Source organism: Streptomyces sp. CA-106110 (genome assembly GCF_050936285.1).
Classification (GTDB): domain Bacteria; phylum Actinomycetota; class Actinomycetes; order Streptomycetales; family Streptomycetaceae; genus Streptomyces.
Genome location: NZ_JBNJNB010000001.1, coordinates 774886 through 789298 on the forward strand (window position 1 = coordinate 774886; position 14413 = coordinate 789298).

The 14413-nt window shown below is 68.7% G+C and carries 13 protein-coding genes and 2 pseudogenes; 5 read left to right on the forward strand and 10 right to left on the reverse strand.

Going from position 1 to position 14413, the window contains the following annotated elements:
* Positions 1-26: 26 nt before the first annotated feature.
* The gene (locus tag ACQEXA_RS03770) at positions 27-1166 is read left to right on the forward strand and encodes a Glu/Leu/Phe/Val dehydrogenase dimerization domain-containing protein (RefSeq protein WP_433128674.1); all 1140 of its coding nucleotides are present in this window, start codon (positions 27-29) and stop codon (positions 1164-1166) included.
* Positions 1163-2131 (forward strand): D-2-hydroxyacid dehydrogenase, encoded by a 969-nt coding sequence (locus ACQEXA_RS03775; RefSeq protein WP_432937284.1) that lies wholly within the window; start codon positions 1163-1165, stop codon positions 2129-2131. The genes ACQEXA_RS03770 and ACQEXA_RS03775 overlap by 4 nt, the downstream gene beginning before the upstream one ends.
* 676 nt (positions 2132-2807) lie before the next feature.
* On the opposite strand, the gene ACQEXA_RS03780 is transcribed toward ACQEXA_RS03775, so the two are convergent.
* Positions 2808-3464, reverse strand: a complete 657-nt coding sequence (locus ACQEXA_RS03780) for a hypothetical protein (RefSeq protein ID WP_432937281.1) — start codon at positions 3462-3464, stop codon at positions 2808-2810.
* 37 nt (positions 3465-3501) lie between these two features.
* On the opposite strand from ACQEXA_RS03780, the gene ACQEXA_RS03785 reads away from it, so the two are divergent.
* On the forward strand, positions 3502-4011 hold the full coding sequence (locus ACQEXA_RS03785) for a CGNR zinc finger domain-containing protein (protein WP_432937278.1): 510 nt from the start codon (positions 3502-3504) through the stop codon (positions 4009-4011).
* Positions 4012-4314: 303 nt separating this feature from the next.
* Here the strand turns inward: ACQEXA_RS03785 and ACQEXA_RS03790 are convergent, their stop codons facing one another.
* Positions 4315-4710 (reverse strand): GNAT family N-acetyltransferase, encoded by a 396-nt coding sequence (locus ACQEXA_RS03790; RefSeq protein WP_432937276.1) that lies wholly within the window; start codon positions 4708-4710, stop codon positions 4315-4317.
* A gap of 247 nt (positions 4711-4957) precedes the next feature.
* Between ACQEXA_RS03790 and ACQEXA_RS03795 the strand changes: the two genes are divergently transcribed.
* Entirely contained in the window at positions 4958-5371 is a 414-nt protein-coding gene (locus ACQEXA_RS03795; RefSeq protein WP_432937273.1) for a cytidine deaminase family protein, read from the forward strand.
* Positions 5372-5522: 151 nt separating this feature from the next.
* Here ACQEXA_RS03795 and ACQEXA_RS03800 read toward each other — a convergent pair whose 3' ends face one another.
* Together ACQEXA_RS03800 and ACQEXA_RS03805 are read right to left on the reverse strand one after the other, a co-directional pair.
* A complete protein-coding gene (locus tag ACQEXA_RS03800) occupies positions 5523-6830 on the reverse strand; it encodes a vanadium-dependent haloperoxidase (protein WP_433128676.1) in 1308 nt (435 codons plus the stop codon).
* Between the two features lie 320 nt (positions 6831-7150).
* Positions 7151-7912, reverse strand: coding sequence for an SDR family oxidoreductase (locus ACQEXA_RS03805; RefSeq protein ID WP_432937266.1), 762 nt, complete (start codon positions 7910-7912; stop codon positions 7151-7153).
* 375 nt (positions 7913-8287) lie between these two features.
* Here ACQEXA_RS03805 and ACQEXA_RS03810 point away from each other — a divergent pair.
* Positions 8288-8635: pseudogene (locus ACQEXA_RS03810) on the forward strand (transposase family protein); the annotation flags it as partial.
* Positions 8636-8641: 6 nt separating this feature from the next.
* On the opposite strand, the gene ACQEXA_RS03815 reads toward ACQEXA_RS03810, so the two are convergent.
* From ACQEXA_RS03815 to ACQEXA_RS03840, 6 genes and pseudogenes are all read right to left on the reverse strand, one after another.
* A complete protein-coding gene (locus tag ACQEXA_RS03815) occupies positions 8642-9793 on the reverse strand; it encodes a hypothetical protein (RefSeq protein WP_432937264.1) in 1152 nt (383 codons plus the stop codon).
* Positions 9794-9986: 193 nt separating this feature from the next.
* Positions 9987-10214 (reverse strand): annotated as a pseudogene (locus tag ACQEXA_RS03820) (IS256 family transposase); the annotation flags it as partial.
* Positions 10178-10774, reverse strand: coding sequence for a hypothetical protein (locus ACQEXA_RS03825; protein ID WP_433128678.1), 597 nt, complete (start codon positions 10772-10774; stop codon positions 10178-10180). The gene ACQEXA_RS03825 and the pseudogene ACQEXA_RS03820, both read right to left, overlap by 37 nt.
* A 95-nt stretch (positions 10775-10869) precedes the next feature.
* The gene (locus tag ACQEXA_RS03830; RefSeq protein ID WP_432939925.1) at positions 10870-11904 is read right to left on the reverse strand and encodes a NucA/NucB deoxyribonuclease domain-containing protein; all 1035 of its coding nucleotides are present in this window, start codon (positions 11902-11904) and stop codon (positions 10870-10872) included.
* Between the two features lie 342 nt (positions 11905-12246).
* Entirely contained in the window at positions 12247-13767 is a 1521-nt protein-coding gene (locus tag ACQEXA_RS03835) for an ISKra4 family transposase (protein WP_433128681.1), read from the reverse strand.
* Positions 13768-13848: 81 nt separating this feature from the next.
* A complete protein-coding gene (locus ACQEXA_RS03840) occupies positions 13849-14337 on the reverse strand; it encodes a hypothetical protein (protein ID WP_432930360.1) in 489 nt (162 codons plus the stop codon).
* Between the last annotated feature and the right edge of the window lie 76 nt (positions 14338-14413).

Here is a 14413-nt window from a genome sequence, read left to right on the forward strand (position 1 = left end):
TTCACACCCACGAAGGACAGCAAGACATGACTCAGCTACTGCACAGCGATCCCACGCAGGCGCCGTCGCCTTTGTTCACCACCACACTGTCCCTGCCTGGCTGCGACGCCGATGCATGGGTGGTCGTGGACAGCACGGTCAATGGCCTGGCCATGGGCGGCACACGGATGACCGCCACCGTAGACCCGGCCGAACTCGCGGGCCTGGCACGGGCGATGACCCACAAACTGGCCCTGGCCGACCTGCCGATCGGCGGTGCGAAGGCGGGCATCCGCCCCCGAGGCACGATCGGCGATCGCGACGCCCTGATGCGGACGTTCGGTCAAGTGGCCCGACCGCTGATGCAGGGAGGTGTGTACCTGGGGTGTGACCAGGGGACGACCCAGGCCGACCGGGACACGTTCTTCGCCGCAGCCGGCTACGACATCGCCAGTGTGCCGGGGGCGACCCGGCTCGACGTGGAATGGAGCCAGTTCTACCGGACCATGTCCGACATCACCGGGTTCGGTGTGGCGACGGCCGCGCTGGCCACGCTGGACGCACAAGGGGTCCGCACCTCGCAACGTGTCGTCCTGCAGGGTTTCGGGGCGGTTGGCCGAGCTGCGGCGCTGCACCTCGTGGCCGCCGGCCACCAGGTCGTCGCGGTCGCCGACGTGCTGGGCACGATCGAGGATCCGGCCGGTCTGCCCGTGCAACAACTGATCGAGTGCACCGGTACCGACGGCACCGTCGACCGCGGCAAACTGCCGTCCTCGGTCCGCATCCACGACGGAGACCGCGCGTGGCTGAAGGTCGGGGCGGACCTGTTGGTGCTCGCCGCGAACGCGGACGCGATCGACGAGTCCGCGGTGTCCTCGGTGCGTACGGGCATCGTGGTCGAAGGCGGGAACATGAGCATCAGCAAGCCCGCCCGCCGCATGCTGCGCGAGGCGGGCCACATCGTGCTCCCGGACGTCGTCGTGAACGTCGGCGGAGCCGCCCTCACCGGAACGATCATCACCGGCATCGCACCGTCCGGGCTCACCACGCCGCAGCTCTCGGCATGGCTGCGGGACTGGATCGCCAGCAAGATCAAGAAGAACTGCGCGCTCATCCAGGAACTGAGCGCCTCGGGCAGCCCGGATCCGGTCGCGGAACTGCTGACCGACCGGAACATCGCCCTGTGAACGCCGTCGACTGGACGCGCCCAAAAGTGCTCGTCGCGCACACGAAGATGGCACCGAAGCTGGTGCCGTACATCGATCAGGAAGTCCGGACGCTGCATGCCGAGTCCATCGCCGACCTGCCCGAGGACGTGCGAGAAGGCGTAGACGTCCTGGTCGGCTACCAGTTCCCGCCCGGTGCTCTGGCACTGCTGCCGAATCTGCGGTGGCTGCATCTCACCGGCACCGGCACGGACCACCTGCCCGCTGCGGGTCCGGCGCCGGGGCTGCTGGTGACGGGTTCGGCGCGGGTGCCGGTGGAGCCCGTTGCCGAGTACGCCGTGTCCGCATTGCTCATGCTGCTCAAGGACTTCCCGGCGCTGTCCGAGCGTCCGCAGCAACGCCCTTGGTACACGTCGCAGGCATCGATGCTGCACGGTTCGACAGTACTCGTCGTGGGGGCGGGACGGATCGGGCAAGCCGTCGTGCGCAGGCTTGCCGCGCTGGGCGCCCAGTGCGTCGCGGTCACGCGGACCGGTGCGGTCCCCGTGGAGAACGCCGAACGGACCGTGGGCGTCGACGCTTTGATCGAGGCCGCCGCGAGTGCCGACCACGTCGTGTGCTGCCTTCCGGGCACCGCCGAGACGGCGAACCTCGTGGACAAGGACGTCCTGGCCGTGCTGCCTCCGCACGCGGTGCTGGTCAACGTCGGACGAGCATCCACGGTGGAGGACGCGGCGCTGCACGAGGCTTTGCGTTCGGGTGCGTTGCGCGGCGCCTTTCTCGACGTGCACCGGGTCGAACCGCTTCCGTCCGACGATCCCGCGTGGACGGTACCGAATCTCGTCGTCTCACCGCACCGCGCCTTCGCCTTCCCCGGAGAACCAGCCGCGGTCGGGCAGACGTTCCTGGACAACCTGGCGGACCTGCGCGCGGACCGGCTGCCGCGTGACGTCATTGCCGTCAACCGCGACGAATCGGATTCCTGACCAAGACGTCACCGCTCAACCACTACGTTCGGCACCGGCCCCAACCGGCGGCCGGGGTCAACGCGCCGATCCTTCACCGACCCCGGATCGGTGCACCGGATTCCCCCGAGGAGCCCCCGGCCTTGCCGGCCGGGAAGAACCGGACTCCTGCGCAGCAGGACCGGACTCGGTCGAATCGCCGCGAGGGCGATTCGGCATCCACCTCATGAGGCGAATGCGGGCCACAACGGTCATCGGGTGAGGGTGCCGTCCCCTGCCTCGGGGAGGGCGCCGTACCCCAGCAGCAGGGCACACGCGAACTCGGCAAGTCCCGCGCCAAGGTGCTCAAGGACATCAAGGACCGGCTGCCGCTGCACCGCTACGCCGGCATGCCCAGGTGCAAGAGGAAATTCGAGGGGCTCGCCCTTTCGCGGGTTTCCTGCGGGCCGCTATCCGCTGGTAGCGGGTCAGTTTCACGGCGCTCTTGGTCCCGTATTGCGGAGCGCTACCGGTCCAGGGCCTGTCCGGCGGATCTTTCCGTCTTGGCGAGGTGCGTGGTTCGCCCGCTGAGTGTGCCGACGAATCAATGCGACGAGCGACTGCGAAGCCACGTGCCGGAGCCGACGGCCGCCGGGCCGGCCGGGGAACCCACGTCAGAACGCGCGTAGCAGCCAGGTCAGTTCCAGCTCACGGGCAGTCAGACCGGCTGTCTCACGGAGCTGGTCGGCCTCGGCTCCGGGGGCAGTGCGCCGGCAAGAGTAAGGGCTGCTGCCGCGGTCTGCGGACGAGCGCCGAGGGATGCCCGCAGGTGGTATGACCGACGCAACAGGGTGATGCCCTGTTCCCGATCCCGTTCCAGGAGATGAGCGCCGATGTGGCGTGTGGCGTACGACTCCAGCAGCGCGTCACCTTGCTCGCGGGCCTGTCCCAGTGCCTGCTGGTAGGCCGGTCGCGCCGCAGCGCTGTCGCCGTCGATGTTGTCGGCGAGCACCCCGAGCCAGAACGTGGACCAACCGGCCAGTCGGGCGTCGGCCGTGGCAATGGTGAAGGCCTCACGGGCCTGCTGCAGGTCTTCGGGAAGTGGGCCCAGGCTGAACAGCAACCGGGTGTAGCGAACCTGTGCGCCCAAATATCCAGCGAGCACGGGGTCGTCCGGCGACAGCGCCCTGACCGCCTCCGCGGCCGCCGCGGCGCCGTCCAGCCGCCACCAGTAGCGGTCCACCAGGATCTCGGCCCGCTCCGCGAGCGCGTCGGTGGGCAGCACGGCGAGCGCCTCGTCCCACCGGCCCACGCGATGCAGCATTCGCGCGACTGCGGGTCCACGGTCCATCATGTAGGTGGCATCAGTGGTCATGGTGCCTACTCTTCAAGTGCGGGAGGTAGGTGGTCAAGTGCACTACGCCGACTACATCGGGAACCTGACCCGCCTCGCGGTCGAATTCGTCAACGGTGACGCCCCGAGCGAGCTGCGCCAGGAGATGTTCCGCCAGCACCGGATCGCAGAGCCGGACGCCGAGCGGCTCGCTGCTTTCCTGCCCGGGCTGCGCGATGCCGTCGAGGCCGCTTCCCACATTGGGCCGATCGACGCCGTAAACGCCCTGCTGGAACAGCACCCACCGCTGATCAGGGTCGACGACCATGACGGCGAAGGCTCTCCGCACCTGCACTTCGCTCCGAACGGCGAAGACGCCGTGCGCTGGCTCGGGCGAAGCTGTGCCGCCGCACTCGCGCACGTCGTCTCCGGTGACCCGGCCGTGACGATCGGCCGCTGCCGCGCCGCCGCCTGCGGACGCTACTACGTCGATGACTCCCGCAACCGCACCCGGCGGTTCTGCTCCAACGCCTGCGCCAGCCGGACCACCGTCGCCGCATACCGCGCGCGCCGCAAGGCCGTTGGCTGAGCGGAAGAGGCAGCCAGCCACGACCGCTCCGCCTGCCTCCTCGAATGGCCGACAGCCAGCAGCGACATCGCCGGAACGGCAAGGGAAGCCTTGCGCGCGTGAGCCCTTCGGTGTGCCGATCTGATGGCGGTGGGCGGCCAGTAGTCGGGCGAGGTGCTCCACGACGTTGCGTAGGACATCGAGCGTGACAACGTAGGTGACCAACTTGACACCTATGGTTGGTATGGACGTGATCTTGTGGAGAGACCTGTCCTACCAAGGCTTCACGGTTATGTACGGCGGGGGGAATGCGGCGTGGCCGGCTCAGAGTGCGATGAGGCCCGCGGCCGTCGGCTTGAACCCGCAGGCATCGAAGTAGAACGGCTGCAGGTCGTCCTCGAAGTCGACGTGCAGCCACTCGCATTGGGCCGTACGGGCATGTCGGGCGGCTTCGGCGACAAGGCCGACTCCGATCCCGGAGCGGCGGTGGCTCCCCCCAACCACGGTGTCCAGGATGAACGCATGGACGCCGCCGTCCCACGCGACGTTCACAAAGCCGACGAGGTCACCGTCGTGGCGTGCACAGACCCAACCCAGGCTGTGGCGGTGTACCCGGGACAGCCAATCGACATCCGAGGTCCGATGGTTGAATCCCACCGCATGCAGCGCGTTGACGGATGCGTTGTCGAAGTCGCCGCGCCACTCGTACATGATCGTCATGACGCGAGCGTAGACCGCCGCCCTCACCCCTGGTCCTCTTGGCTCGACGCCCAGGAGTCGCATCAAGGGCCAGTTCACCGCCCCGCGCTGCTTCACACCGGACGGCACCGACCATGCCGACCACAAGGAGCAGGGCAGCATGATGCGCCGCCACATCATCTGGCGGAACAAGCACACCGCCGATATTCGCTTGCGCACCCTGGTCACGCGGGTCAACGTCGCCTGACACCCGACGAAGGCAGAGAAGATGACCACGCAGTCCCACCACGTCGACTTCGAACTCGTCCAGGCTGCAGCGCACGTCGCTCGCACGCGCTGCCGGGGCGACAACCACACCATGGCAGCAGCTGCCCGCGCCCAGGACGGCCGGATCATCACCGCGGTGAACGCCTACCACTTCACGGGAGGCCCCTGCGCTGAGCTGGTCCTTGTCGGCGCAGCAGCCGCGCAGGGCGCCTACGAGCTGGACACCGTCGTCGCCGTGGGCGACCGCGACCGCGGGGTTGTTCCCCCGTGCGGCCGGTGCCGTCAGGTGCTCATCGACTACTTCCCCGCCCTCAAGGTCATCGTCGGCAAAGGCGACCGCACCCGAACGGTCCCTATCACCGACTTGCTGCCCGAAAGCTACATCTGGGCCGACCACCAACTCGAGGCCGAGTAGACCGCACACTCAACAGGGCTGACACCGCCAGCCAGCCAAGAGGGCGAACGTGTCTGATGTGGCACTACCCGGCACGAGGGACGGGACCGTCGGCGGATGCACGCCTCGGCACGCACCCGCCGACGGTCCTGGCCGGGAAGGTGTCAGGGCATCAGCGCGTACTGGTCTGCGGGCACGTGGGAAGTGCCGTCGGCGCGGCCTGCGCCGAACGCAGGGGACGGAAGTAGTGGGTGACCGCCCAGACGCCGATGCGGCTGCCGGCCTGGCACCCGGCCACATCCGCGGAGCGGAAGTGGTTCCCGGCCCAGACGCGGGCGTTGATCATGTCCTCGTTGAGCCGGTCTGCGTATTCGTAGTGCCGTGTGGTGCCCGTGGCCTCGGAGAAGAGGGTGAGGTCGAGGCGCATGGTGCGGAGGAGCCCGCTCAGGGTCTGGGTCACGGCGCCGGCGACCGCGGCATGGCCGCTGATGTAGTCAGGGTGCGGTGGCGTGACGAGCAGCGGCTGCCACTGCGGGTCGGCCGGGGTCGCGGGGTTGCCGTCGGTGTCAGCCAGCTGGATGGCAGTCATCGGCCTCCAGCGTCCGTAGTGGAGTTTGGCGTCCCAGGCAGCGACGACGGCGTCGGTGGCCGAGGTGTTCGCCGCGGCGAACAGCCGTGCCGTCTCAGCGATACCCAGGTGGTGCCGAGCCGTGTAGTCCCGAAGCGCCCCCTGGATCTGCACGCCCAGATTGCCCCGAAGAACAGGGCGGTCTCGGTCTGGAACGCGGTGCGGGGCGACCCGGTCTTCGCCCCCCATGGTCCTCACCTCGTTCACGTCCCGGGCATAGCGGGCCGAGGACAGCGCGGGTGGGGCTCCGGGACGGAACTGGGCCGGGGCGGCGAGCATCATCGGGCGCAGTCTGCCGAGCCAGGGGTCGATGAAGGGCTGGTAGCTGGGCGGGGTGGGCCGCCAGACGCCGGGCGCCGGCTGGGCGGTGAACTGCACTGGTGCACCCCGGCCGTCGCCTTCGCGCAGGTCGATGAGGTGCTCGGCGGCCCGCTCCCCGAAGGCCACGCCCTGCGTCTTGGCGCTGCTCGCGGGGATCCTGGCGAGGGATTCGGCGTAGGCGGCGTCGAGCGGCGCCTGGGAGGCGGGGAAATAGGTGACCAGTACGCGGTGGGCCGCGGCCGCGGCTGCCGCCTCGGGCGACGCGGTGGAGGGGCCACGCACCTGCCACTTGTAGGGGGCGTAGTCGCCCTGGATGCCCACCACGGCGTTGTAGACGGCAGCCGAGACGAACCCGTGCCAGATGATCACCTGGCCCGAGGGGCGGGTGGCGCCGAGGTTGGTGCCGATGGTGTCGGTGGCGATCGTGTTCCATTCACGGATCACATCGGGGTCCGCCGCAGGCGGCGCGTGGCTGCCGGCGGTGGCCGGGGGGCCGTTCAGGACTGTAACGAGCAGAAGGAGAAGTGACATGACGGCGCCTACGGCAGCCGGTCTGCCCGGAGTGGAGGCATGCATAACCGACACAACCGTCACACGGCCGGAGGGCCACGCAGATGCGGTTCCCCGGTGCTGACGCCGCCGGGGCGCAAACCGGGCGCCAACAGCGTGGCCCGTGGCGGCCCCCCGATGAGCGACCCGACGCCCCTGCCTGCATCCGGGCCCAACTCGCACGGCAACGCCGGTTGTAGCTGGCGGGACCTGCCCCTTCAGCAGCAGATCGAAATCGCCGCCTGGGAGGCAGCCAGCCGGATGACGAGGCCTCAGGAGCCGCGGCGGGGAGCTACTGAGCGTCAGCGGGAGATGAGCTGCTGACCGCCGTCGATGTCGTACGTTCCGCCGGTGAGCGCCTCGTTCCACATGAGGTGGACGGCCAGTGCGGCGACGTCGGCCGGGCCGACGACCCGTCGGATGGGCAGCGTGGCGCGCAGCTCCTCGCGCCGGGCATCCAGCTGATCGCCGAGCAGCGAGGCGGACAAGGGCGTATCGACGAATCCGGCGGCGATGACGTTGACGCGGATGGGTGCCAATTCCAGCGCCAAGTTGGCGATGAGCGCGGGCGTAGCGGCGGTGAGGGCGGACGTGACGGCCATTCCGACACCGGGCCGGCGGGCTCCGGTGCCCCCCATGAACAGCAGCGTGCCTCCGGCCCGTACCTTGTCACGGCTGTAGAGGGCGACCCCGAGCGTCGTGGCGAAGCGCTCGTCGATCGCACGCCGGGCGGCGGCGAGGTCCATGTCCGCCAAGGGCATGTAGGCCGGGCCGCCGGCCGTGACCATCACATGGTCGACCGGGCCGGGCAGTTCCCGGAAGAACTGCTCAAGGCGGTCGGTGTCGGTCGCGTCCAGCGCCGCTGTGCTCAGCGGTTGGAGTTCGAGCGCGGCCTGCCGCAACCGTTCGGGATCACGGCCGGCCAGGACCACCTGGCCGCCCTCCGCGCGCACCTGGCGGGCGGTCTCGAGTCCGATGCCCGCGCTGCCACCGATGAGCACGACGGTCTGACCGGCAAGGACGGGACGGCGACCGGCACCGGATTCGCCGGGTACGGCGGTCACGACCGAGCGCCTCGGCTGAGAACGATCACGTCACAGGCATCGTCCTGTGTGCCGCACGTCATCCGTACCTCCCGGGTATCAGCCCTTGCTCCCAGTGTCGTCCCTCGGGCTTCCCACCGCCCGCCGGGCACCTACCGCCGCCCACGAGGACGACCGGCCGGCACCGCGCGGCTCGTGTCGCGAACACACGGTGTCGCGGGGGCGCTTTCCGGCCTCGCCGCAGCGGGGGCTGTGGGTCTGGCGGCAGTCCAGGCGCCCGTGTCCTGCCTGGTGGACTGGGCCTGGTGTCTCGTGAGCCGCGGGAAGCCGGGGCGCCCTGCTCCGAACAGGGGTACGTCGCCAGGCGTGAGGTCGGCTCGGACCCCCAGGAAACGCAAGGCGTGGGTGGAATCCGGTGCGAGGAATGGAGCCGGAATGATCGTAACCATTACTCACGGCGCCTACCGTGGTACCGGTCTCCTGATCCCGCACCGCCGTCCCGCCGGCGGCGAGCTCTGGGGTGGGAAGCGAGAGCACAACCGTTCTCACAAGCAAGTCCGAGCCCGCGTTGAGCATGTCTTCGCCTGGATGAAGACCTGGAAGATCTTGCGCGACTACGGGCTCAAGGGAGATGGCGTGCACGATGCTGTCCTCGGGATCGCCCGACTTCACAACCTCGTCCAGGCGGGTTGCACATTGAGACTCTCCGAGGCGTCCAAGCCCTCGCAGGGATCACTTGCGTGATAGCCCTCACTCACTGCTCGAACCGGGCACGTAGTGCGCGAGGTAGGCAAGGAGCTCCGGATCGAGCTCGATGGCCCGCTTCTTGTCGTGGATCGCGAGTACCAGCCTCGCCTCAGCCAGGAACCGGTAGGCGAAGATCTCAACGCTCGGGGCGGTCCAGAAGATCTCGCGGCGCGGTAGGACGATCTCGTGGGCGGGTCCGTACCTGAGCTCTGGTTCCAGGGTGAAATCCCAATCGGAGCAGACGATGCCGGACTGCCCGCTGTGGTGCAGGTAGAGGTACCACATGATGCAGCTTTGCTGATCGCGGAAGAAGAGCACCATGCGGTCGGCCGGATCGACAGGGCTGGGCAGTGGGCCGGTCACATCAGTCCAGGAACCACCGCCCACGCGGTCAAGGCAGCGGTGCAGGTTGGCTCGGGTGATCAACGCCACGAAGTCCGCGGGCAGTGAGAGACCGTCTCTCGCCAGATCGGCTGCGATCGGCTCCGTCACGGCCGTGCGGTAGTCGAGCGGATCACCGACTTCGCCGAACCAGGCGAAGTCGCCGACGAAGGACTCCTCGTCCAACGGCGGAACCGTCTCAAGGGGATATGCCTGGAACCATGCGAAGGTACGCCCTTGTTCGTCGTACGGCCGGTAGGGTCCGATCCCATGCCCGGCCCAGAACGCCGGAAGGCACACCGCCTCAGGGCCATCGCCGATCTGTCGGAATCCATCTTCGGCGGGCGCATTCGCAGGGGAACCCGCAAGAACGCGCGTCTCCGGCCCCGTCGGCGTCTGCGGTAGCCGGATGTCCAGTCGGCCGAGTTCGTCTACTGGCTGGACGTGACCGGCGTCGTCCTCGGGACGGGGCTGGGGCACGGCCGGGACGCTCACTCGGAAGCCGTCACGTCGCTCCTTGGGCCACCGCGCGTCGATGGCGAGGGCCGCGGCCGTGCAGTCAGGGCATTCATCGCTGTATGCGCCGCCCCACATGCCGAACTGCGAGCCGGTCATGTCCGGCTTCTCGATCCCGCAGAGCGTCTTGTGGAAGTAGCCATATGCGTGCCGGCCGGCGTCCGGCAGCATGTCCGTCCATGCCGCTTCCCACCGGATGTCCCAGGGACAGTGTCCGGGGCGGCTGATCTCATAGTCCGGAGTCCCGATCTGGGTCACCGCATAGCACCATGTGCAAATCCAGAGCTCACGACACCACCGCGACGGCGGACGATCCCACTTCGTCATCTCGTGATCGCAGACGTCACAGTGCATGGTGAAATCCTGTCATGCCCTGACCGATCGCCGGCCTACGCCCCGGACGGAACTCGCGACCGAGTAATTGTCAAGAGTTGTGGATCAGCGGGGTTACTCAGGCTGCAGTGACTTCGTGGCGTTCGACGAGGTGACCGTTGTTGAAGCGGGCGCCGTTGCGGACGAGGGCGACAAGGTGGGGTGCGGTGATCGCGCGCCAGCGGGCCTGGGCGGACTCGACGAGTTTGAACACCATCGCCAGGGCCGCGCCCGGGCTGCCAGCCCCGCGGGTGACTTTGGTCCTCAACTTCACGGTGCTGAATGTGCTCTCGATGGGGAGGTGTATGTGACCGTGTAGTCCTCCACCGGCGTGGCCATGTCCGCGGCGTACTCGGCGCGTGCCTGGCGGTCTTCCTCGGTGATGTCGGGGTGGAGGGGGGGCGTCTGGGGTGCGGGCCAGAGTTGGACGAGGTGGCGTTCTCCGTGGTCGCCGATGCCGGGTTCGGGGTCGTCGGCGTGGCAGTACAGGCGCATCCGCATCCAGTCGTAGCTGTCAGAGGAGGACGGGGCCTCGAGGGCAGGTTCCTCGTCCGGCCACGCGTCCAGGATGTCGCCTTGTTCGAGGGTGGCGAGGTAGAGGGTGGGGAGGTCGGTGCGCAGGCTGAGTTCCTCCGCGGGCTCCCATTCGCCGCCCGTCTCGGGTGCCGGTGGGGTGTCGTGGACCTCGATGGTGATTTGGAGAGGGCCTGTGTCGGTGGTGGTCAGGACGACGGCGTTGGCGTCGGTGGCCGGGCCGCAGCGCCAGCCGAAGGGCATCTCGGAGGGGTATGCGTAGTCGTCGGTGAAGCCGATGAGGTAGCCGTTTTCGCCGAGCTCGACGGTGAACGACGATGCGCTGACCAGCATGGGGAGGGAGCCTCCTTGAACGGGGCAGGGTGCCCCCTCCCGGGCGAAGCGGGAGGGGGCACCCTGTCTGACTTGGCGGGGAGTGTAGTCGCGGCTCAGGCGATCACATAGAACGGATCGCCGTCCATGACGTGCATCTGGCCGCGCCATGCGGTGATACGTCCGCCCTGGGACTTGTTCTCCTGGGTCTTGACCCAGGTGATCTCCCGCTGGTTGGCAGGAAGGTGAGTGCCACCCTCTTTGGTGGAAGCGAAGGGGTACTCGTCGCACGAGGTGCGGCCGGCGCGCCGCATGTCCGGCGGTGCGGTCCGCGGGCACACCGCGGTCCTGTTGGCGTTCTCCTGCGTCTTGTTGATCACCCAGTGCAGGGGCTTGCCGCCGTTGGGGTCGCCGTAGTGGCCGCCGCGGGCGCGGAGCTTGCGTATTCCTTCGTCGATGCGCGCTAGGCCGACCATGCTCACGCCGGTGGGTACTTGGGGTATCGCGCAGCCGGAGCGGTTGGTTCGGGTGCTGCCGTAGTAGTTGTCGCACCGGTACACGGCGGAGGCGTAGGAGACGCTGCCCGGGCTGTAGCCGGCTTTGGTGAAGGTGTAGTTGTAGGTGGTCTTCGCCTTGGGCTTGATCTTCTTCGGGGCGATGGTGGTCGTGTAGCCGACGGTGCCGCTCGCCGCGCTGTCGAGGGTATGACCCTGCTGGAAGTGAACGGCGGCCCTGGTACCGCCTCCGGAGGCGGCGGCGAGATTGACGGCAACGCCCCTGCCTTGGCCGGTGGTCCTCGCCTTGGAGATGCTGAACTTCTCACTCCAGTTGGCGGAGTTGGTCTTCAGGGTCATCTGGTGCTTCACGTCGAAGTCGGCGGTGCCCTCGATGACCGGACGCCCATTGACGACCTTGACGACGTCGAGATGGACGGTGACCCACTCGCACTCGCTAAAGCGGTTCACGGTGATGCGGTTGATGGTGCAGGTCGCATTGACGGCCGGGCCGGCGAGCGCGCCCGCCGGGTGCCGGGGCGAGCCGACGGTGACGCGCAGCATTCCGTCACTCGGCTGGTCCGCCAAAGCTGACGGCGCAGCGACCGTGACGAGCAGACCCAGCCCCACAGCCCCCGTGGTGAGAAGCTTTCGCACTGTCAAGTTATTCCCCCTGTGTTGGTCGCAGACGACGGGGGCACAACGGTCAACTCTCTTGCTCCCCCGTCGCGTTGGCCGCCATCCAAACACGGGGAGCGCACAGATGGCACACCAATTCGACTGTTTTCAGCCGTAGATGAGCGGTGTCACGCGGGCAAGGCCGAAGTCAGCAGGCCAGGTCGGGTCCTGCTGCGCCTCCGGGTCGAGGAGCACTCTGACTCGGTCGCAGGCCTCCGCCGGGCGCCAACCGTCACCGACTCCGGCACTGGAGCCCGCCCGCGCAGGGCAGGACGCCGGATTGTCGGATGGGTGCGGATCCTTCTGAGGGAAGGTTGTTGATCAAGTGCTGGGTTGGTTGTGGTGCTGGTCGGGGTAGGTGCGCTGATGCTCGCGGGTGTGGTGGTAGGCGAGGTAGGTGTCGAGGTCGCCGTTGGCGTGGACAGCGCGGAGTTTGAGGACGGCTTCGGCGCTGGCGAGGCCCCAGCGGGCTCCGGTGATGTCGAGGCGGTCGCCCACGAGGTGCCGGCACGCGCCTTCGACCGATCCGGTTGCGATGGGCCAGCCCTTGTCCAGTGCGGTGTCGTAGCGGAGCTGGTCGAGGTGGCCGGACAGGTAGCGCACGCAGGTGTCGACGCTGTCCCGTTTCGCCCCGGTGAGCTGTTCCTTCTCGGCGCGGGCGGTCATCTCGCCGGCGACGCGGGCGGCGTGTCCGTGCAGGATCGCGGTGAGTGTCTCGGCGGCGAAAGTCTCGGCCTCCAGGCTGCCGACAGGATGGAAGGCGTGCGCGGCCGTCCACGCGTACTCGGCGACATGGACGAAGTCGATCAAGATGTGGATCTTGGCGTTGCGGCGCTGTGCTTCGGCTTCGACGAGGTCGAGTTGGTGGCGGGCGCCGTCGACGAGGACGAGCCAGGGCCGGTGATGGCCCGGGTCACGGTCGTTGGCCTGGGTGAATGCCTCGGCGATCACGTCGTCGGGGTCGTGGATCAGGGAGGCGGTGCACCACCGGTTGACCGCTTTCGGGCCGGGCCGCACCGTCCGCAGGCGGGTACGGCCGCCGGGTGGGTGGACGATGTCGTGCGGACGGCGCTGGGCGGGGTGGGTGTCGTGGACGCAGGCGATGGTCGCCATGCGTTTCCGGTTCGGTTTCTCGCCCGGTGCGAGCCGCGCCTGCCTGCCCTGCCGCTTCTTTGCCTCGGCCGCGCGGCGGGTGGCCTCGCGCAACGCTTCGGGCCGCATCACCACCCCCTTCTGGTCGACCTGGATGACCAGCGGCATGTCGGCCGTGCACGGGGAGGCGATCTTGTGGTGGTAGAAGGCGTCGATGTCGCCGGCGGCCTCGACGGTCAGGCTCTCGGCCCGGCGTTTGCCCAGTACCGGCCCGCACCGGTCGGTGATCGCCGCGACGGCCTGCGCGTAGGAACCACGGACCGCCTCGCGCACGGCGAGGCGTTTGACGCCGTGGCTGTGCCGGCCGCGTGGCAGCGACAACTGGGCGTCGGCCGGGTGCACGTTCGACAGGCCCCGGCTCCGCCAGGCGCACCGCGTCACACTCACCGTGCCGAACAAGCAGGTCAGCTGCCGGGCATGCCCCCTCTCGCGGTACGGCCGCACCTCGCGGTCCGGACCGAAGACCGCCCGAGGCGGCGGCGCCTGCTCTTCACGGGCCGCCCGCAGGTCGAGGTGGTCCTGGAAGAACCGGCGCAGGATCTCCCGGCCATCGGTCTCGATCAGCTGTTCCACCGCGGCATGGTCCAACTCGGCGGTCTCGGGTGCCGACAGCCGTGCTGCCAGCGACTCCACCGCTTCCATCGAGCAGGCAAACGGGTCAGGGACATCGTGGGTGTCGTAGCGTTCCATCCGGGCTCTTCTTCCGGCCGTCGTTCCTGGTTGGCACCTACGACGGTAGGAAGAAGAGCCCCTTGACCACCGGGAGTTGGCTCACCGCACCGAACCGGTCGCCGTCCTTCCGGCCGACGCGGTGAACAGTGCGGGTGTCTGTTCGTCCAGCCAGCCCCGCTCGACCAGCCGCTTCAGTTTCGACCGCGTCCCCTCGATCTTCGACGTCTGCGCGGGCAGGCCGATCCTCGGCACGACCTGCTTCGCCTGCACCGGCTCGGGCCCGTCGTCGATCACGCCCACGATGTCGCGGTAGACCGCAGGGAGATCCGCGCTGCTCATCCCCTCCCGCCACACGGTCACCGTCTGCGCTCCCACCACCCGGCCCCCGCCCACCGGCTCGACCGCGTCCACGGCCACTCCCTCAGCCGCGAGTTCCTCCAGCGTCTCCCGCGTCACGGTCAACCGTTCCAGCCGGTCCCGCTCAGCCTCCAACCGCACGGTCAACACGGCGATCTCCCGCTCGAGTTCCTCCACCCGGGACCGCACCGCCGCCTGCCGAGCCTCCAGTTCCCCGATCAACGAGCCCATCCGGCACCGCCTCCTCTACCCGCACGGTAGAGACGACAACACCCCACCCACACCCAGATCAGCAAAACCCCAGTTC